Below are 21,749 nucleotides of genomic sequence, written 5' to 3' on the forward strand. Positions count from 1 at the left end.
CTGCCTATCTTACAGCCGTTCCAACCGTCTTGCGTTGTGAACGGTTGTAAGATCACAAAAATACAGTTTTCGTTTTTTGTATTTCAGTTTTCATCCGACCATCCGATATAGTTAAAGATATATATCAAGAAAACGCCAAATTTCTGCCAAAGGGATTTTAGGCAGTATCTGACGCAGAGTTAATTACTGGTATGAAGCGAACCTTTAGTTTTAAAAAATATGGCCTTAAAAGCAAAAAAGTGCGGTTTTCCTCTATTTTAACGCTTTTCTTATTTGCCGCCTTTAGCGCAACTGCTGACATAAAGATCATAGGCCCAGATAACGAGTCGCTTTCTCAGGAAGCGAGAGTCGCGCCGGTCAACAGGACAGCGAGTCCAGAACGGCCGTTATTCAGTGTGCCTGAAGATGGCAATACAACGCTTTGGTCTATTGCAACGCAATATCGACCCGATAACTCCGTTTCTATCTATCAAACGCTGGGCGCAATTTTCCGCTTAAACCCTGCTGCATTCGAAAATCAGAATATTCATAGCCTGATACCCGGCACCATTCTGCGCATGCCGACGAACTCTGAAATTCGCCGTGAACAGACGGAAGATGTGGTACAGCGACTTAATGAAGACAAAGCAAGAAAAGCGTTGGCTCAGCGTCAACAGGCAACGCGTGCCCAATCACCTTTATCGGGCAATACAGCCACGGCTCAACCAGCTACAGCACAAGTAAATAGACCGCAGGCTGAACCTGCAACAGTCTCTAAGCCAGAAGCCCCGGCGGCGACACCACAGATATCAACGACCACACCGGCAAAACCAGTCGCACCAGCAACGTCCAATGTTGCCAGTGAGCAGCAAACCACAGAGGCTTCTCAAACTGAACAACCCGCCAAAGAGCCTGTGACCGCATCGGAAGACGCAGCACCAAAACCAACCGATGAGCCGCTTAAGCCGTCGACTACTACGCCACCTAAACCAGATTTATCTTCATTGAAGAATCAGGTCGATAACAATGATGTGGAAGTGGGTCGTCTGCTCGAAAGTAATCATATCCTGAAAGTGCGTTTGGCCGAGGTGCAGGGCGAGCTGAAATCACTGCGGGAAAAAATCACGTTAGATGATCAGTTAACAACGGAGCTACAGTCCTTACTGGCTGATCACAAAGCGAAACTGCTCGCGGCAGAAGTTGAAGCGCAGGAAGATGTTTGGGAATCATTGGTTAATAACCCCGCAGTGCTGATTGCTCTTGGGGTGACACCTGCACTTTTGGTCATCTCACTCATCGGCTTTATTCTCTTCCGACGCAGTCGTAAAGAAGAACAGCCTGTGGCTGAGCCTGATGGCTTTGATGATCTTGATATTCCTGCATGACTGCCGATTCGCCGATGGCGATGGGTGAAACCGACGAACTGGTGCTTGAAAACGACGGCCTTGATTTAACGGCGGTCGCCCAGCAACCGATGATGGATCAGGGTTTTGATAATCAACAAGCGTTCCCTGATCAACAGCAAGCGTTTGACCCGAACGCGCAGCAAGCCTTTGATCCTAACATGCAACAGCAGGGCTTCGACAACATGCCAATGCAGGATGGATTCCCTGCGCAGGATGCTATGCAGCAAGTTGAGATGCCTCAAATGAATATGCAGCAGCCTGATAACAGTGTGGCTGAAAACCTCGATATGGCGATGGCTGATCCTGATTTAGCCATGAACCCCGATTTGAATGTTGCTGCAAGCTCTGATGATGCGATTGGTCTTGAAGATATGGAGAAGTCTCTCGATGAGATGGCTGCTCCGTCGGAAGATGCTGAACTTAGCCCTGACGAGGCCCTTGCTGCGATGTGGGAGCAATCGCTAACCGAAGGTGACGGCGACGTAGAGGATATTGACGCCTTACTTGATGGCGCTCAAGGTGGTGACGAGCCAGCTTCAGTAGCAGAAGAGCCTTCGGCTGAGACTAACGATGCCCTATTTGACAATGTGATGGAAGGCGAACCTGAGGTCGATCTGACTCAGGATATCGACCTCTCGATGGACTCTGAGCCAGAAGTGGCAATGTCCCAGGATAGCAGTGATGCGCTCATTGATGAAATGATGGGAGGGACTCCAGAGCCTGAACCTGAAATCCCTATGTCGCAAGATGGCAGCGATGCGCTGAACGATGAGCTGATGGGGGCGGAACCCGAACCTGAAATCCCCATGTCGCAAGATGGTAGCGACGCATTAATCGATGAGCTGATGGATAGTGGTGCGGAGCCAGAACCTGCAGTACCGATGTCGCAAGATGGCAGCGATGCACTGATTGATGAGCTGATGGGAGGCACCCCCGACCCGGAGCTCGAAACGTCACTGTCTGACACTGACAGTGACACCCTGTCAGCAGAGACTCATGCTCAAGAAGACGCCTCCGATATTGGTGATACCGATGCGCTGCTTGATGAACTGCTTGACAATGAACATCTTGATGGAAATGGTTTACCACTCGACTTAGGTTCGCATGATGACGCTGGCGATCTCTCCCTGCCTGACAGCGACCTCGAGGTGGGCGGTGACGCGCTGCTTGATGAAATGCTTGATGGTTCAGCGGAGAATTTCGACGAATCGGACATGCTTGACCAAAGTATTGATGCCAGCGATCTTCTTACTGACGTCGTTGATACAGTACCTGATACCGACATCAATGTTGATTTAAGTGACACAGACGCTCTGCTGGATGAGCTCATTGATGTTGAATCTGACCCGCTTGATCAGCCAGTAGATGAGCTCGATCCTATGGATGAGCTTGAGGCACTGGCGTCTTCTCCTGTCTTAGACGCAGACGATGATGCGCCTGATTTTTCGGCTCAGCCTGTTGAAGAGATTGCTGAATTTGATATGGCGGACGGTTCAATGCCTGATGCGGTGTCCGATGTCACTTCCGAGCCTTCTGCTGGTGGTGATGACGTTATTCCAGATGACGTAGTTACGCCTGAGACGTCAGGTATTGAAGCGCTTGATGCTGAGTTAGATCTGCCTGCAACAGATTCGGTGTTGGATATAGATTCACTTCTCGATGAAACATCAGACAACAATGAGGAAGCATTCGTTGGGGATGCCGCTTCGATTAACGAAGCCCTGTCTGATGAAGCTTTTATCAATGAGGCGTTGACGGATGTTAATGATGAGTTAGAAGGGCCTGATAACGAAGCAAACTTGTCTGATGAATTACCCGTAGATAACGAGCTTTCGGCCTCTAGCGAATTTATGCCAGAGACATCGGAACTTGCTGAAAGTGCTGATGAAGCACCCGTTGAGATGCCTGAGCTCAGCGCGGAACCCATTGCTGAAACCGAAGAACCAGAAGATTTCACCCCAGACACCGCGCAAGAAGCTTCAGCAGATGTTGGCCAAGAGCCGTCTGAGACAGAAGTACCGTTAGAGCCTGAGTTAGGCAGTGATTCAACGCTCGAACCGCCGCAATCAGAAGGCCAGGATCCTAGCTCGAGTGAAGCTTCTTTTGATGCGGCAATGGAAGAGAACGCGGACTTCCCTGATGTCGCTGAACCCAACGATATGGCCGCATTTTCAAGTGAGCCTATCGAAGATGCAGTCATTGGCAGCGAGTCATATGAACATGAATCAATCCCCGAGCCCGCTCAGCAAATAGAGAGTGACCTTTCGACAGAAACTGGAACACTGCCGGAATCAGGATTAGACACCGAATCTGTTCAGCTTGATCCGAACTCGGCAGTTGCTCAAGTACAGAGTAACGAGGCATATGCCTCTGATGCGCAGGTTATTGACGACCTGAATGACTTTATTGGCGACGAACAGGCTGACTCCCAGTCTGATATGTCGACAGACATTGAAACCAGTGCGTCAGAGCCATCAGATATTGACCTGACGCAGCTACCTGAATACGACGAAGCGTCAGCACTGGCTGACATCAATGGTGAACCAGCGGAAATTGACTCACCGCAGTCTGCCAGTGATGAGCCTTTAGATTTAACCGAGTTACCAGAATACTCGGAAGAAGATGCAGCCCTTGATGCTGACTTAGAGGTCTCGCCACAAGCTGCGCTTGACGAAACGCAGAACCCACAGCCAGCATCAGACTCTCTTGCCGATGTTATGCCTGCCATCGATATGCCGATGCCAGCTGATATGTCAGATTCCGCCGTTGAGGCTCCAGAACTTGGTAGTGAGGACGAAACAGCAGACTCGCTTGAAGATTTCTCCGAACCGTCGACAGATTCTGTCGCTGACAGCCCATTCAATGTCCCTGCTGAGGGGCTTGAAACGCTCGATGATAACCAGCTGGGTGAATTCTCTGAAGAAGATGCTCTTCATGCTGCGTTTGAAGAACAACGTGAATTAGACGGTGGTTTTCAAGAGCAAACGGCCACAACAGGGCAAACTGCCGAAGTGCCTGTACCAGAGACATCCGTGGCAGACATGGATGATGAGCAATATCAGGTTGCAGGTCTGGATATGGATGCGCTGCTGTCTGACCCTGATTTACAGGATGTTGAGCCGCCAATCCCGGAAGATGAATCGGCGGTATGGAATACTGAGCAAACACCTGAGCCCGAGTTGGAATCGGAAGACTGGTCTGAACAACCGCAGATACTTGGTGAAGACGTCACTGACTTGGAATTCGACAACGATCTCGACAGCTTCTTGAAGAAGGCCACAGTGAGCTGCTTGAAACTACCACTGAAGATAACCCTTACATCAGCATCGAAGAGTTAATGAAAGATGATGGCGAAGAGCAGGAAGACCCAGATTCAAAGCCAATTGATCTCAATGTGGGGTTAGATGAGTTTCCAGATATGTTGAATGAAGTTGAGCCTTATGATGTGGACAAATCGGGCGAAGCGGCAAATAACATGGATCTGGCCAAAGCCTACCTTGAGATGAACGATGTGGACGGCGCGATGGCATTACTTGAGAAGGTGATGACATCAGGGGACTCGAACCTCAAAAGTGAAGCGATGGAAATTATGGAAAAACTCCATTAACTTTCGCTTCATTGAAATAAAAAAACGGCAGTCATGACTGCCGTTTTTTTATTGCTGCTGACCAAGTTGACGGTTATGAGTATAATGTCGCCCTTTTTTAAAGTAACACAGAGAACCTGACCATGAGAATTGCACTGGGTGTGGAGTACGATGGCGCGCGTTACTATGGCTGGCAGAGACAGCGAGAAGTGGCAAGTGTGCAAGAACAATTGGAAAAAGCACTGAGTAAAGTGGCGAATCAACCTGTTGGCGTGCAATGTGCCGGACGCACCGATGCGGGGGTTCATGGCACCGGTCAGGTTGTGCATTTTGATGTTACGTCTCCAAGACCACTCAAGGCATGGACCATGGGCACAAACAGCAATCTACCTGACGATATTGCTGTAAGGTGGGCAAAAGAAGTGCCAGATGACTTTCATGCCCGATTTACAGCAACGGCGAGGCGCTACCGCTACATCATTTACAATCACGCTTTCCGGCCGGGTATATTCCGTCACGGCGTTAGTCACTATCATGGCGACCTTGATGAAAAGCTAATGCACGAAGCAGGTCAGTATTTGCTCGGTGAAAATGACTTCAGTTCATTTCGGGCTGTGCAGTGCCAGTCAAAATCGCCATGGCGAAACGTGATGCATCTTAATGTGTCGCGCCAGGGGAATTTTGTCATCATCGATATCAAGGCCAACGCATTCGTGCACCATATGGTCAGAAACATTACGGGTAGCCTCATTGCGGTTGGGCGGGGAGAACAAAAACCTGAATGGATAAAGTGGCTACTTAATGCCAAAGATCGGAACTTGGCGGCAGCAACAGCGAAAGCCGCAGGGCTTTATTTGGTTGAGGTTGATTACCCTGAGTCCTTTGATTTACCCAATGTAACTCCGGGCCCACTCTTTTTGCCAGACACTCAATGTTGATTGCAAAAAGTCTCGAACAGATTCTGAAACGAGACTGGAAAAAATGATAATCTATGGGGCTTCACGGATAGGTACAACCAGTTTTTAGTCCCAACTCGTGTTGAGTTGTGATTTAATCTCGTTTGAATTAATAGATTACAGACCATTTGCTAACGGCAAGTGGTGCAGAACAAAAAGGTAGTCCATGAGCTGGCTTGAAAAAATTCTGACAAAAAGCAAAATTGGTTCGACGCGAAAAGCGTCAATCCCAGAGGGAGTTTGGACCAAATGCGCATCCTGCGAGCAGGTGCTATACCACGCAGACTTAGAGCGTAACCTGAATGTGTGTCCGAAATGTGACCATCACATGCCCTTCTATGCACGTCAGCGTCTTGAAGCATTTCTTGATGAAGGCAATGTTCAAGAACTGGGAGCAGATCTTCTTCCTCAGGATCCTCTTAAATTCCGAGATACAAAGAAGTACAAAGACCGTTTGGCCTCGGCGCAAAAGGCTACTGGTGAAACCGAAGCCATGGTTGTGCTGAAAGGTCACCTTCTTGGCCTACCTGTTGTCACCTGTGCATTCGACACTCGGTTTATTCTCGGTTCAATGGGATCTGTTGTCGGAGCACGCTTTGTTCGTGCAGCAGAGCAAGCAATGGAAGATAACTGCCCGCTTATCTGTTTCTCTGCGAGTGGTGGTGCCCGTATGCAAGAGTCTTTGATGTCTCTTATGCAGATGGCAAAAACCAGCGCAGCGCTTGAAAAAATGTCAGAAAAAGGTTTGCCTTACATTTCTGTGTTAACAGACCCTACCTATGGTGGTGTTTCGGCAAGTCTTGCAATGTTGGGTGATATTAACGTTGGAGAGCCAAAAGCCCGAATCGGTTTTGCTGGCCGCCTTGTTGTCGAACAGACGGTTCGCGAGAAACTCCCCGATGATTTCCAGACGGCTGAATTTTTGCTGGAGCATGGAACGCTCGATATGATCGTCGACCGCCGTGAATTACGCCAGCGTCTTGCGGGTATTCTCGCCAAATTGACTAACCAACCTTCACCGCTTGTTGTACCAGTGCAGCAACCGCTGGAAGGGGAAGTAGTTGAAGAAGCAGAAAATACCGCAGAACCTTTGGATAATGACAACTAAGCATTTCCATGGTCACAGACAAAGAGCGCCTTATGGCGCTCTTTGTCTATAAGCTGATATGATTAAAGTATTATTGAACTTATAAAAAACAACATGCCTGATACAAATCCACCACATGCCAATTCGTTAAGAACTAACCCACCGGGTGCGACTGCACCATTAAATGAATGGCAAGCCTATTTAGAGAGTCTGCATACCAGTGCTATCGATCTTGGCTTAGACCGGGTAGGGCGAGTGGCCCAAGATGCCAAACTCACCAAACCCGCGCCGACTGTCATTACAGTGGCTGGCACAAATGGCAAAGGGTCAACCTGTGCGATATTGGAAGCCATTTTGACAAAGGCTGGGTATAAAACAGGCGTGTACAGTTCCCCTCACTTGATCCGGTATAACGAGCGTGTTCGCATAGACGGTCGAGAGTTGGATGATGAACGCCACTGCGAAGCGTTTTCAAATATTGAAGCCATTCGGGGCGATACTAGCTTGAGCTTCTTCGAATTTGGCACTCTCGCAGCACTCTGGCTGTTCAAACAACACGATTTAGATGTAGTGTTGCTTGAAGTTGGTTTGGGTGGGCGTTTGGATGCCACAAACATCTGTGAGCATGATGTGTCTGTGATTACTAGCCTTGCCATTGACCATGTCGATTGGCTTGGGGATGACATTGAAGTCATCGGCTTTGAGAAAGCAGGTATCTTCCGATCTGGCAAACCCGCTGTTTGCGGCCAGCCGGAGCCGCCAGCAAGTGTTGCAGCTCATGCAGACGACATTGATGCAAAGCTTTATCAGGTAGGTTACCAGTTCGATTATCAACAAGAAGAGAATGTATGGCACTGGCAGTGTGGTGCGTTCGATTTGAAGGATTTACCACTGCCTGCACTTCCGATACAAAATGCAGCAACCGCGCTGATGGCTCTTGGTGCGTCAGAGCTTAACATTACTGATGAGCACATTGTTGAAGGCATTAAAGCCGCCAAATTGTCGGGCAGAATGGAAACCGTCAGTGAGTCTCCTTTGGTTTTGATGGATGTTGCGCACAACCCGCATTCTGCGGCGTACCTTGCTAAACAGCTTGAGAAGGCGAAAGCAAAACGAAATGGTAAAGTCCATGCTGTTGTCGCGATGCTTCACGACAAAGATATCGAGTCAACGCTAGCAGAAATGAAAAACGTTGTTGATGCGTGGTTCCCTGCCAGCCTGAAAGGTCCCAGAGCCGCGACTGCAGATGAGCTTGTTACCTATTTACCTGCAGGAACAAAAACATTCGAAACGCCTGAACTTGCTTATCAAACCGCTGTTGCATCTTTGGGTTGGGAAGGAGATCTAGTTATCGTCTTCGGTTCGTTCCACACCGTTGGTCAGGTGTCCTCTTATTTAGCTGAATCGGAGTAATTTGTGGCGACTCAATTCCAAAATCGATTGGTTGGCACCGTGGTGTTGGTTTGTCTTGGTGTGATCTTCCTTCCGGATGTTCTTGATGGCAAAAAAGAGCAGTTTCAGGAAGACTTTGATGCAATTCCTATTCATCAACCCATCGATGAATCTATAACAACATCGCAAATCAATAAGCCAGATACCGGCATTGTTGAGGACCTTGACGAACACGCTGATGATCTGCTGAGTGATAATATGGCTTCTGTGACGTTAGGAGAAGCTCCCAATAAAACGCTCAAAAAGCAGCATCAAAATACAACTGAAGAAAAGCAAAATATTATTGAACAGAATGGCTTAACAGATGCAGCTTGGGTGTTGCGTTTAGGTACATTCAGAAACATTGATAATGCCAAAAATTTAGTTTCGAAGCTGAGGAATAAAGGATATCCGGCCCAGATTTACCCGAGAAATATTCGAGCTGGCCAATTGGCTCGTGTTGAGGTCGGGCCTGACCTTTCCAAAGACAAGCTGCAAGGGATGCGCGCTGATCTGGAATCTTTGACTGGACTGAAAGGCCAACTCGTCAGATTTAACCCTTTAAACCCTTAAGAAAACGTTTGCGTCGCCATTTTTTCTGTTAGAATGCGCGCAAATCCAATAGAAGAAGAATATATGAATTGGATTGATTTTATTATCCTTGGCGTCATCAGTTTCTCTGCCTGATCAGTGTGGTTAGAGGCTTCGTCAAGGAAGTGTTGTCTCTGGTAATTTGGTTTGGCGCGTTTTTCATTGCCAGTCAGTTTTACCCTCAATTGGCAGCCTACTTTACCGGCTTCAAGGATGAAGTAGTAAGAAATGGAGCGGCGATAGCTGCGCTTTTCATTGCCACATTGATTATCGGTGCGCTTGTAAATTATGTGATTGGTCAGTTAGTTGATAAAACAGGCCTTTCCGGAACTGATAGACTTCTCGGTATGGTGTTCGGTGGCATCAGAGGTGTACTGGTGGTGGCAGCATTGCTGTTTGCACTGGACGCGTTTACGGGTGCGCCTAACCAGGTTGACTGGAAGCAGTCGCAACTTATTCCTAAGTTTGGAATAGTCATTGAGTGGTTTTTTTCGTATCTGGAGCAGAGCTCCAGCTTTTTACCCAAGGTGGCTTAACACCGGGTTACATTACGCTTTAAAAAGGAAATAGTTTACATGTGTGGGATTGTTGGGATCGTAGGTCAGACGCCTGTAAATCAATCGATTTATGATGCTTTGACTGTATTACAGCATCGCGGCCAGGATGCAGCCGGTATTGTCACCATTGATGAAAACCGCTTCCGGCTCAGAAAAGCCAACGGACTAGTGAAGGATGTTTTTCAACTTAAGCACATGCAACGACTGCAAGGAACGGTGGGAATCGGACACAATCGATATCCTACCGCGGGAAGCTCAAGTGCTTCTGAAGCGCAACCGTTTTATGTGAATTCTCCTTACGGTATTACTCTCGCCCACAACGGTAACTTAACCAACGCTAACGACCTCAGAGAATCCCTCTTCCAACAAGATAAGCGTCACCTCAACACGACGTCTGATTCTGAAGTACTTCTTAATGTTCTTGCCCACCAGATAGACAAAGCAGGGAATCACCCGCTTACTGAAGAAGATATCTTCAAAGCAGTAAGTGCAGTACATGAGCAAGTCTCGGGTGGTTATGCGGCTGTTGCTATGGTTATCGGTCATGGCTTAATCGCCTTCCGTGATCCAAATGGTATTCGTCCTCTGTGCCTTGGCAAGCGCGTCAACGAAAATGGACAGGAAGAGTACATGGTTGCGTCTGAATCTGTAGCTCTGGATGCCGTAGGCTTTGACTTTATCCGCGACGTGGCGCCAGGTGAGGCTATCTATGCAACATTTGACGGTAAGCTTTACACTCGCCAGTGCGCAGCTTCTCCATCACTGACGCCATGCATTTTTGAGTTTGTCTATTTCTCTCGTCCTGACTCATTCATCGATAAGATTTCTGTCTACGCAGCTCGCCTGAACATGGGCAAGATGTTGGGTGCGAAAATTCGCAAAGAATGGGAAGACATGGATATAGATGTCGTTATCCCTATTCCAGAAACGTCCATGGATATCGCGCTAGAGATCTCTCAGGTCCTCAACAAGCCTTATCGTCAGGGTTTTGTTAAGAACCGTTATGTTGGCCGAACCTTCATCATGCCTGGTCAACAGCAGCGCAGAAAATCTGTTCGCCGCAAGCTCAATGCGATCCGTTCTGAATTCAAAGGTAAAAACGTACTGCTGGTGGATGACTCGATTGTTCGAGGAACCACGTCAGAACAAATCATTGAGATGGCACGCGAGGCAGGTGCGAAGAAAGTCTACATGGCATCTGCGGCTCCTGAAATTCGCTTCCCAAATGTCTACGGTATCGATATGCCAAGCGCTAACGAGCTCATTGCTCATGGTCGTGATGTCGATGAAATCAGTAAAATCATTGGTGCTGATGGTCTGATATTCCAAAACCTAGAGGATCTTGAGAATGCTGTTCGCGAAGGTAACCCCGATATTGCGAGTTTTGAAAGCTCGGTATTCTGTGGTCAGTACGTGACAGATGACATCGATCAGTCTTATCTGGATTACTTGGAAAGTTTGAGAAGCGATGATGCTAAGACTGTCCGAGAACAGCAGCAGGAATTGGCTAACTTAGAAATTCATAACGAAAGCTAACGCACGGTTGGTTTTCGCAAAAAACAAACGCGGCTAGTAGCCGCGTTTGTTTTGTATGAGCTCGAGAGTTATTGAACAAATATTGGCCCCAGTCCGCTATTCCAGAGAATGACAGAAGCAGCGAGAATAGAGACCAATAACACCAACCCACAAGTGACTACTGAACTGGCGTAAATAAAACCTCGCTCTTCAGGAATGTGCATGATAATCGGCACGCCCGTATACAGGAGGTATACCGAGTACGCGACACCTACTAAGCCAACGAGCATAACAAACCACACGACAGGGTAGAGTGCGGATAAGCCAACCATAAATATTGGCGTGGCTGTGTAGGCAGCTAACTCTAGTGCCTGCGTATAACTTGGTGACGAACCAAATGTCCTACTCATCCAGAGAGTCAAGTAGGCCAAAGCACAAACGCCGATAATGAGCGCAAAGTACATTGCAATTGCAATCATCAGCGCACTATCACCTGTAATAAATATCGGGTCGCCAACACCAATCTTCCATCCTATGTGAACACTTGAATAGTAAGCACAGACTGGCGGTATCATTGCCATAATCAATGCGTGAATAAGACTATTTGATGCCCCTTCATGGAGTCTATCTATATTCTTCCATTCTTCTTTTGGCTGAACATACAGACCCACTAAATGCCCCAGAATCATAATTGCTCCTGTTATTATGCTTGGTCACTGCCTGACTGAATTGTAATCAATATAGAACCAAATAATTACATACCATTAACATTTGATCGTTATTCATTCGTTTGATGAGTCTTAAAATGTGATGTGATACGGGTTTTTGTTTCTTTTAGGTGTAAGTGAAACTGAGGTGTCGGTCTCTGGTCTTTGTATGAGCCGTATTCCGGGCATCTTTGCACTTACCAAAAGCATCTAATATTTGAAATTACCAAAAGGTTGCAGCGAGTAAACGTGGGTCTTAAATCGAAAACATTTTAAATTTTATCGCTTATCTTTACTTTGTTTTCATTAAGTTAGAGTAGAATAGACCACGTAGTGTATCTGCATGACTGTATATAAAAGTGCGCATTTTCGTCTTCGTAATGGATAAAAGTGAAGGTATATCAGAGTTATAGTGATATGCATTGCCTTTTTTATTGGTCATTAATTCTTGTTTTTACAAACCAAACTATGCTTTAAGAGCAGAAAATACAGGCAGTTTGGCTGGCCAATATCCGTTGAGTAGGGGAGAGCGTGGTGCTTGAAGGCAAAGAGATACTGATTGTTGAGGATGACCCGGTTTTCAGCACTATTGTTGCGGGCTTCCTAAATAAAGAAGGCTGTATTGTGAGGACTGCAGAAAACGGTCTCGAGGGACTTCGATCTCTACGGGAAGCCATCCCTGATCTCCTCATCAGCGATCTTTCTATGCCCGTAATGACAGGCTTAGAGTTTGTGGAAGAGATAAGCCGTGAATACCCTATGGTGCCAGTAATTGTAATTTCTGGCACGGGTGGAATGTCAGATGTGGCGCAGGCTCTTCGCTATGGTGTGAAAGATTTTCTGATAAAGCCCATTGAAGACGTGATGACTGTTAAGTCATCCATCCTGAATGTGCTAAAAGATGACAAGCTAGCGGCGAACGCGAACAACGATTTTAGTCAGCAATGGTTTCAGGTTGGGAATGATGATGAGAAGCCATTGAATGAAGAACTGAAGTGGCATCTTGACGAATTATTGGAAGACCCTGAAAGTGCGCGCGATTTGCTGCTCGGACTGATGCCAGACCCTGTGTCCCGCCAAGGTGATTGGCAGTTGTCCTACCATTCACTCCAATCTGCAGATACCAGCCCGATTGTCATCGACTACATGTGGATGATAGACGGTAAGCTTGCATTCTATGTCGTCGATTCCTCATCTGCAGGAAAAAACGGTACTGCTACCACCTTGATGATCCGCGCATTCTTCAATGAGTTCCTTCGTTCTCATCAGGCTAGCGATAAGAATTTCGTCAAACTGATCCATCAGATTGAAACGGCGATAAAAAAATCTACCTATGCCTCGCCAGTGAAAGCGATGTTTGGAGTACTTAACGCGCGTGAACAAAACTTAGACATACTTTCAGCAGGTCTTGAGGCAACCCTATCGACTGAAGGAGATGCAAAAGAGTCGGTACGCATTGTTAATGAAAACGGCCTCATTGGTGCTATTGGGACTAATGTTAAATTTATAGATATTCCCCTCCTTACCTCTAAAACGAGGCTAACCCTAAAAAATACAGGGCTAAGCAGTTTTGGTATTGAACTAGAAAAGCTCTGCCAGTCAGTTGGTTAAAAACTGCAGTAATGAGAGAAGTTTGCTAGCTTAAGTCTCTTGGGTACAAGAAAATTGCTTTTGGTCTTGCTCCATGGTGCGCAGCTAAATATAATCCTGCTCCAACTTTGGGGATACACATCCCAAATAACTAAATTTTCACCGTAAGTGCTAATTTTTGAGGTTGTTGATGTGAAAAATTGGTATCTAGTTTTCTGTAAGCGAAATGAGCAGGAAAGAGCTGAGATTAACCTCAAGCGCCAAGCGTCGATTGTTACTACCCAAAAGTCACAGTGGAAAAAGTGCGTCGCGGAAAGCGGTCGACTTTACTGGAACCATTGTTTCCAAACTATGTTTTTGTGAACTTTGATCCTGAAGTGGTTAGTTTTACTACTGTTCGCTCTACTCGCGGTGTACTCCAGTTTGTAAGAAGCGGTTCTGAACCCTCAATTGTTAGTATTGAGATAATTAAATCTCTAATGGTATGTGAGGATTCAGACTCTGTCAGAGAGCACTTTCGTGAAGGCTTTTGTCAGGGGGACAATGTTATCATTCACAATGGACCCTATCAGGGAGTTAGCGCTGTATTCAAGGAGCCTGACGGAGATAAGCGTTCAATTTTACTCCTTTCACTTTTGAATAACTCTGTTCTTCTGAGCGTCGATAACAACGACATTTCTTTCTCTTCAAGTCAGTGAAATTTACCTGTTCCCACTTACTGATCCAATGTTCACTCAGTCATGTTAATCAATCAATTATGAAGATAAATATGCAAAAGAGATCCAATTAACGGCGGACGTCACTTCTGTTTTGCGTGAAATACCACAATATAAAAGTCTTCTAACCCTAGTATCGACTGTATCTTGAAGCGGGGATATCCACATTATGCTCGAGATTATCTACTCGCTTATAGTGAATAATGCCCATACTCAGCACTACGGTTCTTCTCTCCGGGCTTTTCCTTGACTAAAGTTACGTAGCAAACGCCCCATAAAGAGGACGTTACTATGCAGGGCAATTTATTTTGGAGCCGATCTGATATTCAATATTCTTCAGAGAGTGGATTAGCCAAATTAACCAAAAGTAACGATCCAATTAGAAATGAATACGTGTACATGATATGAGTGTGATGAAATGGCACATCCGTCAAAGAAGCGATTAGTATGCCTGCGAGACACGAGTAACCAAGAGCTCTATCGTGACTTTTAGCTTTTGTTGCTAATAAATAAGCTGGAAGTAAAAGCCAAAAAAGAAATATCACCAGACCTAAGAGACCATTTCTGACAAGTATATCGATGAATTGATTGTGGAAATGAGAGTTTGTAATGTAAAAGCGAACTCTTTCATTCAAATCATCCCTTTCGGCTTTTGGTTTTATTTGAGAATAGCCTATTCCTAAGAGTGGCGATTCTTTCACCCAATTGTAGCCCACCTCCCACATTCCAAGCCTCCAGCCAACGGATGATTCAAGATTTCCTTGTGATATTCTTGAGAATTCCCACTTTGTCTGAGCAACTCTGGCCTCTAGTGAATCTTTGAAATAAAAGCCGAGTGAAGAAAGAATAACTAAAACGGAAATTGCGAAAATACTTTTGTAACGAAGTGACCAACGCTTATTGAGCATAATCACTAAAGCTATCACCACAGGTAACGCAATCCATATACCCCTGACACCAGAGAGAAAAATCGCTGATATTGAACCAAGCAAACCAAGTGCAAAAATAGTATGTGTTTTTGATAGCGGTGATGATAAACAAGCATGGATAGAGAATAAAAAGCAGAGCAAACAGTATAATGCAAAAGGTATAGGGTTAACCACTGAGCTTGCTTTTGCTTGCCCTATAATTTGTGTTACATATATAGCGTATACACCTGCTGCGACACCGCCGATAGAAGCAAGCATATAAATGTGTTCCCTAGAAAATCTATGCCACGGTAAGACTATCAGGTAAATGGTTGATGTAAGCAACGACCGATATGGTCCAAACTGCTCCCCACAAACTAGCATTAGTACAGCGCCATAAACAATGTACATGACTGATATTAGGAAGAAAAATCTGATAAGAGGGTTGTGAAAACTCTCTTTTATCTCAGAGCGGTATCTGACAAGGCAGTAGATCACAACAACTGGAACAAGTCTGGATATTATTGATTTAGCATCAGGGATAGTAAAAGCCATTGTGAGCAGCACAATCATAGGCGAGAGAAGGAATAGCATCTCAATTGAGGAGAAGACTTTCTTTGTATTCATTTTGATATTTTTCCAGTAAACCACAGTGCGAAATATCTCGGCGATGGATGATAACAGTCTTACTCTAAGTTATCATGTGCTTTGCCAATTTACCCGAATGTGAATGTATAATGCCAAGTAATAACCTTGAACCGAAGAGCACAAGCGTATTTGTTATCAGTTTGATGTGTAGTGAGAGTCGACGACAACATGTATCGAATGAATTTACAAAGGCTGGGGTGAGTTTCGAGTTTTTTGATGCGATTGATGGTAGAACATCGATGCCACTGTTGGGCGTCGATTATGATAATCCTAAAAGACTATGGCTAACAAGCGGTAAGCCACCTTTACCTGGTGAATGCGGTTGTTACGCCAGCCATTACAACCTTTGGCTCAAGTGCGTATATGAGAATAGGCCAATAATAATATGTGAAGACGATATTTACCTCAATGAACGAGCTGAGCAGGTAATTGCCAACGCTCTGGATAGCGTGAGAACATATGGTTTTTTGCGTCTCGAAGCTATTGAACCTGGGGGACGGTCGTTCTGTGTTGAAGAAAAAGGTGACTTTACATATCGGCTAATGGAAGACAACTATGGCGGTTTAAGAGCTTATGCCATATCACCGGAGGCTGCTTCCAGACTAATCAAACATCGCTGGTGTTTCCCTGTCGATTGTTTCGTCGGTGCTAATTACATTCATGGCGTTGATTCCTTTCAAATGTCTCCGACTCTTGTTGTTCACCACGGAGATGAGGAAACGACGTTCCAAAACAATACTAGACAAAAAACAGTTTGGTATCGTGCACCCTCTCGAGAACTTTATTCACTTTACAAGAAAGTACGACTTTTTCTTAGGTACAAGAGAAACTCTAAAGCTATCAAAAGCCGTTGTTACTCGCAGTAAATTTTTGTACCGGATGTTTTGCACGAAAGAGTATGTCGCCCACTGATAACTGTCTTAATATTTGAACTTTTTTGAGTTTTGGTTTGAGTTACAATCTACAGTGTTTTGAAAAAAAAGTTCTATAGACGGTCAACTTGGAATAAGAAGATGTTAGCAGTTCTTGCTTTGTCAATGGTAGTTTCGGTTTCTGCAATCTTCATACTCAAGCTTTTTGCCGAACAGTTAGGGCTTGTTGACTTGCCGGACTCGAGAAAACAGCACAACCAGCCCATACCCCAAGTTGGTGGCCTTGCTATACTGTCTTCGTTAATTGCTGTTGTGTTGGTCTTTCCTTTTGTCTATACCAGCCATTGGTTACTTGTTGTTTCTCTCTTCTCTATATCTCTGCTTGGAGCCCTCGACGATAAGTTTAATCTTGATTATCGATTGAGACTTTCTGTGGTCTCATTTCTTGCCTTAATCATGATAGTGTCTGGGGTCGAGTTGAAGTCTTTTGGTGATATCGTCGGTATTGGTTCATTATCGCTTGGCGTATTTTCCGCAGTCATAACGATTTGTGCAGTATTAGGCAATGTTAACGCCTTCAATATGATTGATGGTATTGATGGTTTACTTCTATCGATGAGCCTTGTCTCGCTAACATGTCTGACTTTTGTCTTCTACTCTCATGGTTCAAAAGAGCATGCCTTAATGTGTGCTGTTTTGCTCGCGTCACTTATCCCATGTTTAATGGCCAATGTTGGTATGCTGGGGACCTCTGCAAAAATTTTCATGGGAGATTCCGGTAGCATGTTTCTCGGTATGTTCATCATCTGGATGTTGATTAGCGCATCTGGTGATAATATCGCTGCAATGCGTCCATCTACTGCACTCTGGCTAATAGCTGTTCCTTTGATGGACATGACGGCCGTGATTATTTCACGTTGTCTAAGTAAGAAATTACCGTTTACTGCTGGTAGGGATCATATACACCATATTTTGTTGCAAAGAGGAATGACCAAAACGACAACACTCATTCTACTTACCTTTGTTGCTATAACCTTCGCTTTGGTCGGGTTGTCTTTTGAGTTTTTTGACATATCAGAAACATTATCGTTTTCACTTTTTGTTGGTTTGTTCCTAATCTACTTTGTAACGATGAGAGCATCATTGGTCGTTCAAAACCTTGTGAAATCTTTGAATAGCTGACTTCGTCACTATTACAACCAAAGTGTCTTCAAACGGTATGGTCATTTTTAGTATATATATTCGCTTCTCTTGTATCTCGAACCCGTCATCCCGTAAAGATGATAACTGCGGTTAAGCATTTGACCGCCATCTCTAGTCAAAGGTACCCAGCTGACAACAGTGCGATTTGTACTCGGATATGTGGTTAACACATCAAGAGGAACAGAAATATAAAACCCTTTGTTAAAGCTTCCCTCGCCGAATTCCTCTGCCGATAAGTTTGTCTTTGTTGCAAATGCACCCACCTTAACGCCACTTTCAAATTGGCGAGAAGCATCAACGGTTACGCCTTTGTCCTCAGCAAGATATTTGCCCGCACTAACTTTTAGCTCGATATCTTCAAACCATGCCCATTCAGGCCGATAGTAGACAGATACATGGCCAGTTAAGGTGCCAAGTTGTGTTTTGTATGTTCTTTTGTCCCTTTCATCAAAGATCGTCGGGCTGGAAAATAAGCCGAATTGGGATGATGGATCACGCTGCTTTACGTAATTAGCGTCAACACCCAACGCCCAGTTGCTATTGAGCGGACGAAACAGCACTTCGCCGCCTACACCAGCAAACATACTTTCGAGGTATCCTGCATAGGCTTGAACAAAAACATCGTCACCCAGCTTCCCAAATTGCGTGAGTTGCAGATTGTTCATTCGTAATGGCTTATTTGAAAGGTATTGTCTTACCAAGGTTCTTACGCGTTTCAGTTGGGTACTGTCGCCGGGCGCAATCGTATGGTTGAACTTATCGTAGTTGTTGAATACGTTTAAGTGAACAGAGCCGCTTATTTCAGTGGTGTTTGTTAGCATGTAAGCAGCGTTACCTGCAATTCCTAAGCTAAATAGGTAAAAATCTTCGGCACTACCAATACTTTGAGAAAGAGCTGGTGAGAGGCCGTAAGTGAAACGTTCATACGACTTTCCGACAAGAGATGAATCAGTAGGCTTTGTAAACGATGACATCTCCTTGTAGGCGTCACCAAAACGCAGCCCAACCTGCTCTTGGTTCACTACCTGTTTTAATTTATCTCCATTCACGTTTATTGAGGTTACTGGCATACCCTTAACGCGCTCGGTGATAGTGATCGATGAAGGTGTTTCATCACGGTTGAGCAAGGTTGCCGCAAGCCTTTCTCTGCCTACGTCAATGTTTCTATATTTACTTGGCGTACCAGCGACAGATATATCACCCTCATCGTCGTATAGAGATACATTTCGATACCCTGAGAAGCGGGTCAGCTCCTCTTGAGTTTGTTTCCAACTTTTTACTGAGTCAGACGGTGCATAAATTGGGTGGGGGTCATTGAACCAGACTTGGTGGACATCGTTGAAATTAGTATTGAGCGTGAAACCCAGCGTCCATGTGTTGCCGCGTTCAAAGTTTGCACGAATGTTACCCCAGTCACTTAGTTCATAAATTACGCCAAGGTTTATATTACTTTGAGGTGCTTTTTCTAATGGCGCGAAATCGCCTTTGTAATCATTCGCGTCATATTCTAGTTTGAGTCTGATGGGCAAACCCGATGGCTTATATTCGAGGCCGCCAAAAGCTGAGACACAACCGGTAAAACCTCGTTCAACGTCTAACTGCCCACCTTTCCCGCCATAAGATGATACCCGACCACACTCGTTATCAGACAGATGTTCATCACCACTGAGGTTTGCACTATTACCCATGTAACCCCATGCAATACCAGCAGTGATGTCTACAGAACCAAAACGTTTCGTTGCTGCAATATACTCACCGTCGAACAAGCCAGTACCACCAAGATCTCTGAACCCAATAGAGGTTTCAGGTAGCCAATAACTCTCATCAAGTAACTTAAATTTTACGTCGATACCTTTGTCGGTGTACTTATTATCCCCTCCAAAGCTGACCGAGCTGCTATACCGACGGTTGGGCAATAAAGTGTATCTCAACGTTGTTTCAAGGCGATCAAACAGTTGAATTGACGCGTGGTAGTGCTCGTAATCCTGGTTGAAGGTGAGTCCAAATGAAAACGACCCGTCTTTTGCGCTGCGGCCTGTTGGCATTTGCATGAGGCCAACGCCACCAAAATCGGATTGCGAAGGCTCAAATTGCCCGCTGAAAGCCTCAAAAGAAACGGTAAACAGGGAGAGAGAGGCCACAAGCGATAGTAGGGAATTCCTTTTTAAACAAATCATTGCGCCAACCTGTTAGACAATAATTCGACGATTTTTGAATTTACGTTGTTGTCGCCATCAGAGAATATCGAGTAGGGGAAGAAAACAGCACTACCGGGAACCAGTAAAACATCCTCCTTGTTCCAATAAGCAATACCAAATGTGCTGACTTGTCCACCAGGTGAAATAACCTTAGCGAAATCTCTGTCAGACAGATGACCAATAGGTTTCGAGGCATCCACAATATCGTCCAGAGATTGCCCCGGTTGCCATGTGATTGTTCGTTTACCAGCAACTGGACCGAAAACCTGTATTTGTTGCGGTCTTGAAGGAAGATAAAGGAGGAAGTTACCTGTTAGAAGCGGGTTCTCGAGTGGCCCCAATCGTGCTTGATCAAAGTTAACTGTCAAAGGTACGCGTGATAGGAAGCTGCTTTTTTCCCACTGTGCGGCATCTTGCTCTAGCGCCAAAGTGTCGCTTTTTCTCTGTTCCTGCTTTGCCGCTTGGTATAACACGTTTTGAATTTCTTTGCGTTGTTCATTCAATTTCGCGCTTTTAGATAAATCAAACAGCCCTGACGCGGGCCAAAAAACAAAGGAGGATTGATGAGGCAAAGAGCTGGTGGCTAATTGATCTTGAACTTGAACGTATCCATCGGTGATAGCTTGTGAGAAGCGAGGTTGAGTCACATACCGGAGAAAGACGCTTTTTCCCTCTCGAATATCAGTGCCTGAAGCAATTTCATGCACCACTTGTACTGAGGTGGCAAATGCGTTATTCGAGAGCAGAGCTGAAAGGAGCACAAATAGTGAAGTAAGCGCTTTTCGAATTTCCAGAACAGATAACATTGTTGGCATTTGGCTCTTCTCTACGACGAGGGCGAAAAAGGTTTTAAAACCACTAAAGAAAGAGAGGGCAAAAGAGGAGCAACACGCTGTTTGCTTTTCAGTACATTACCCGTGCTTGGGTTAAGCCAAAAATCGTTTTGATAGCTCACGTCGTAAGATGGCGCATTCACATACTCTGTAAAATGAACGGCGGACACCTCTCGGCCATTCACATCAATACTCGTTACCCCTTGCCTTGTGAATGTCGAAACAAGTTTTACCCCAAAGTGGTTGCCAGGTTGCCAATCTATATGCCTTTGCCAAGTCAACGGGGTGCTATCTTTTAATAAGCCCAGTGCTATTGGGTCAGGCTCCGAGGCAAAGCTTGCCAGTAAGTTTCCTTCTATCAGACCATCGGTTCTTATTAATCGCCCTGATTCAGTCACCAGCGTTTTCTTGTCTGCGGATAACCAACTTAGCGAATACAGGTCTTGCAAGGGTTGTGATTGTACGTTGGGGTCAGCAAAGCCAAGTACGACAAAAGAGCGATTACCCGTTTCTAATTGCGCGTACATGCTGGCATACGGAAGTGCCTCAATATCTTTTGTTTCAACGGTAATGTCTTCTTGGCTGAGAACGGCGTCTTTAAACGTGTTTTTAAACAATTCAGCGTTCTGGCTACAGCCTGAAAGAAAGATAAAAAATAGAAAAAGTAACGGATAAGAACGCCAGTATCGAAAAATAAGGGGTAGAGTGTTCATATCCAAAGCTCTAAGTTCGTGATGATAGATATCGAAAATAACGTAACAAAGATAAAAAAGCCGGGACATCGCCCGGCTTCGAAGCGACTTTCGATTAATTGGTACCCGTAGTACCTGTTGTTCCAGTATCGCCTGACGCATCTTCAGCGATAGCAACGGCCGCAACTGCAACGGCACCTACCGCTACAGCAGCCACACTCACGCCACCAACAGCAGCACCGCCGCACCTGCGCCTGCAGCGGCACCCGCTGAC

General features: G+C 45.5%; 17 protein-coding genes and 1 pseudogene. 13 read left to right on the forward strand and 5 right to left on the reverse strand.

Translation table 11 applies throughout. The features are described from left to right. The first annotated feature begins 191 nt into the window (after nucleotides 1-191). The 9 genes and pseudogenes from CS022_RS12830 (at nucleotide 192) to purF (ending at nucleotide 11,129) form a co-directional block, all read left to right on the forward strand. Nucleotides 192-1,364, forward strand: a complete 1,173-nt coding sequence (locus CS022_RS12830) for a FimV/HubP family polar landmark protein (RefSeq protein ID WP_129122610.1) — start codon at nucleotides 192-194, stop codon at nucleotides 1,362-1,364. Further along, a complete protein-coding gene (locus tag CS022_RS12835) occupies nucleotides 1,361-4,723 on the forward strand; it encodes a midas domain-containing protein (RefSeq protein ID WP_129122611.1) in 3,363 nt (1,120 codons plus the stop codon). Before CS022_RS12830 ends, CS022_RS12835 begins: the two co-directional genes overlap by 4 nt. Beyond that, nucleotides 4,723-4,992 (forward strand): FimV/HubP family polar landmark protein, encoded by a 270-nt coding sequence (locus CS022_RS12840; protein WP_129122612.1) that lies wholly within the window; start codon nucleotides 4,723-4,725, stop codon nucleotides 4,990-4,992. The genes CS022_RS12835 and CS022_RS12840 overlap by 1 nt, the downstream gene beginning before the upstream one ends. Nucleotides 4,993-5,114: 122 nt before the next feature. Then, on the forward strand, nucleotides 5,115-5,909 hold the full coding sequence (gene truA, locus CS022_RS12845) for a tRNA pseudouridine(38-40) synthase TruA (protein ID WP_129122613.1): 795 nt from the start codon (nucleotides 5,115-5,117) through the stop codon (nucleotides 5,907-5,909). Between the two features lie 184 nt (nucleotides 5,910-6,093). Continuing rightward, the gene (gene accD / locus CS022_RS12850; RefSeq protein ID WP_129122614.1) at nucleotides 6,094-7,035 is read left to right on the forward strand and encodes an acetyl-CoA carboxylase, carboxyltransferase subunit beta; all 942 of its coding nucleotides are present in this window, start codon (nucleotides 6,094-6,096) and stop codon (nucleotides 7,033-7,035) included. A gap of 93 nt (nucleotides 7,036-7,128) precedes the next feature. Next, entirely contained in the window at nucleotides 7,129-8,427 is a 1,299-nt protein-coding gene (gene folC, locus CS022_RS12855) for a bifunctional tetrahydrofolate synthase/dihydrofolate synthase (protein WP_129122615.1), read from the forward strand. Nucleotides 8,428-8,430: 3 nt separating this feature from the next. After that, nucleotides 8,431-9,018: an SPOR domain-containing protein gene (locus CS022_RS12860; protein ID WP_129122616.1), complete on the forward strand. Its 588-nt coding sequence runs from the start codon at nucleotides 8,431-8,433 to the stop codon at nucleotides 9,016-9,018. A 63-nt stretch (nucleotides 9,019-9,081) separates the two neighbouring features. Beyond that, nucleotides 9,082-9,572 (forward strand): annotated as a pseudogene (locus CS022_RS12865) (CvpA family protein). Between the two features lie 39 nt (nucleotides 9,573-9,611). Continuing rightward, entirely contained in the window at nucleotides 9,612-11,129 is a 1,518-nt protein-coding gene (purF, locus tag CS022_RS12870) for an amidophosphoribosyltransferase (protein ID WP_129122617.1), read from the forward strand. 68 nt (nucleotides 11,130-11,197) lie between these two features. Here purF and CS022_RS12875 read toward each other — a convergent pair whose 3' ends face one another. Then, a complete protein-coding gene (locus tag CS022_RS12875; protein WP_129122618.1) occupies nucleotides 11,198-11,797 on the reverse strand; it encodes a Yip1 family protein in 600 nt (199 codons plus the stop codon). 552 nt (nucleotides 11,798-12,349) lie between these two features. Here CS022_RS12875 and CS022_RS12880 point away from each other — a divergent pair. Together CS022_RS12880 and rfaH are read left to right on the forward strand one after the other, a co-directional pair. Beyond that, nucleotides 12,350-13,426: a response regulator gene (locus CS022_RS12880; RefSeq protein WP_129122619.1), complete on the forward strand. Its 1,077-nt coding sequence runs from the start codon at nucleotides 12,350-12,352 to the stop codon at nucleotides 13,424-13,426. Between the two features lie 281 nt (nucleotides 13,427-13,707). Further along, entirely contained in the window at nucleotides 13,708-14,103 is a 396-nt protein-coding gene (gene rfaH, locus CS022_RS12885; protein WP_328590355.1) for a transcription/translation regulatory transformer protein RfaH, read from the forward strand. A 344-nt stretch (nucleotides 14,104-14,447) separates the two neighbouring features. Here rfaH and CS022_RS12890 read toward each other — a convergent pair whose 3' ends face one another. Next, nucleotides 14,448-15,308 (reverse strand): O-antigen ligase family protein, encoded by an 861-nt coding sequence (locus CS022_RS12890; protein ID WP_161569623.1) that lies wholly within the window; start codon nucleotides 15,306-15,308, stop codon nucleotides 14,448-14,450. Between the two features lie 458 nt (nucleotides 15,309-15,766). On the opposite strand from CS022_RS12890, the gene CS022_RS12895 reads away from it, so the two are divergent. Further along, nucleotides 15,767-16,543 (forward strand): glycosyltransferase family 25 protein, encoded by a 777-nt coding sequence (locus CS022_RS12895; RefSeq protein ID WP_129122621.1) that lies wholly within the window; start codon nucleotides 15,767-15,769, stop codon nucleotides 16,541-16,543. A 147-nt stretch (nucleotides 16,544-16,690) separates the two neighbouring features. Further along, entirely contained in the window at nucleotides 16,691-17,731 is a 1,041-nt protein-coding gene (locus CS022_RS12900; protein ID WP_129122622.1) for an undecaprenyl-phosphate alpha-N-acetylglucosaminyl 1-phosphate transferase, read from the forward strand. 47 nt (nucleotides 17,732-17,778) lie between these two features. Here the strand turns inward: CS022_RS12900 and CS022_RS12905 are convergent, their stop codons facing one another. The 3 genes from CS022_RS12905 to CS022_RS12915 are packed head-to-tail and all read right to left on the reverse strand — an operon-like array spanning nucleotide 17,779 to nucleotide 21,400. Further along, on the reverse strand, nucleotides 17,779-19,929 hold the full coding sequence (locus tag CS022_RS12905) for a YjbH domain-containing protein (RefSeq protein WP_129122623.1): 2,151 nt from the start codon (nucleotides 19,927-19,929) through the stop codon (nucleotides 17,779-17,781). Continuing rightward, a complete protein-coding gene (locus CS022_RS12910) occupies nucleotides 19,926-20,765 on the reverse strand; it encodes a capsule biosynthesis GfcC family protein (RefSeq protein WP_129122624.1) in 840 nt (279 codons plus the stop codon). Before CS022_RS12910 ends, CS022_RS12905 begins: the two co-directional genes overlap by 4 nt. An 11-nt stretch (nucleotides 20,766-20,776) precedes the next feature. Continuing rightward, a complete protein-coding gene (locus tag CS022_RS12915) occupies nucleotides 20,777-21,400 on the reverse strand; it encodes a YjbF family lipoprotein (protein ID WP_161569624.1) in 624 nt (207 codons plus the stop codon). Between the last annotated feature and the right edge of the window lie 349 nt (nucleotides 21,401-21,749).

This window comes from Veronia nyctiphanis, from assembly GCF_004116385.1.
GTDB lineage: Bacteria > Pseudomonadota > Gammaproteobacteria > Enterobacterales > Vibrionaceae > Veronia > Veronia nyctiphanis.

Excerpts from the sequence above, each read along its gene's own strand:
- CS022_RS12830 (WP_129122610.1), top strand. The coding sequence starts at position 192 with ATGAAGCGAACCTTTAGTTTTAAAAAATATGGCCTTAAAAGCAAAAAA.
- CS022_RS12835 (WP_129122611.1), top strand. The coding sequence starts at position 1,361 with ATGACTGCCGATTCGCCGATGGCGATGGGTGAAACCGACGAACTGGTG.
- CS022_RS12840 (WP_129122612.1), top strand. The coding sequence starts at position 4,723 with ATGAAAGATGATGGCGAAGAGCAGGAAGACCCAGATTCAAAGCCAATT.
- truA (WP_129122613.1), top strand. The coding sequence starts at position 5,115 with ATGAGAATTGCACTGGGTGTGGAGTACGATGGCGCGCGTTACTATGGC.
- accD (WP_129122614.1), top strand. The coding sequence starts at position 6,094 with ATGAGCTGGCTTGAAAAAATTCTGACAAAAAGCAAAATTGGTTCGACG.
- folC (WP_129122615.1), top strand. The coding sequence starts at position 7,129 with ATGCCTGATACAAATCCACCACATGCCAATTCGTTAAGAACTAACCCA.
- purF (WP_129122617.1), top strand. The coding sequence starts at position 9,612 with ATGTGTGGGATTGTTGGGATCGTAGGTCAGACGCCTGTAAATCAATCG.
- CS022_RS12875 (WP_129122618.1), bottom strand. The coding sequence starts at position 11,797 with ATGATTCTGGGGCATTTAGTGGGTCTGTATGTTCAGCCAAAAGAAGAA.
- CS022_RS12890 (WP_161569623.1), bottom strand. The coding sequence starts at position 15,308 with ATGCTTGCTTCTATCGGCGGTGTCGCAGCAGGTGTATACGCTATATAT.
- CS022_RS12895 (WP_129122621.1), top strand. The coding sequence starts at position 15,767 with ATGCCAAGTAATAACCTTGAACCGAAGAGCACAAGCGTATTTGTTATC.
- CS022_RS12900 (WP_129122622.1), top strand. The coding sequence starts at position 16,691 with ATGTTAGCAGTTCTTGCTTTGTCAATGGTAGTTTCGGTTTCTGCAATC.
- CS022_RS12905 (WP_129122623.1), bottom strand. The coding sequence starts at position 19,929 with ATGATTTGTTTAAAAAGGAATTCCCTACTATCGCTTGTGGCCTCTCTC.
- CS022_RS12910 (WP_129122624.1), bottom strand. The coding sequence starts at position 20,765 with ATGCCAACAATGTTATCTGTTCTGGAAATTCGAAAAGCGCTTACTTCA.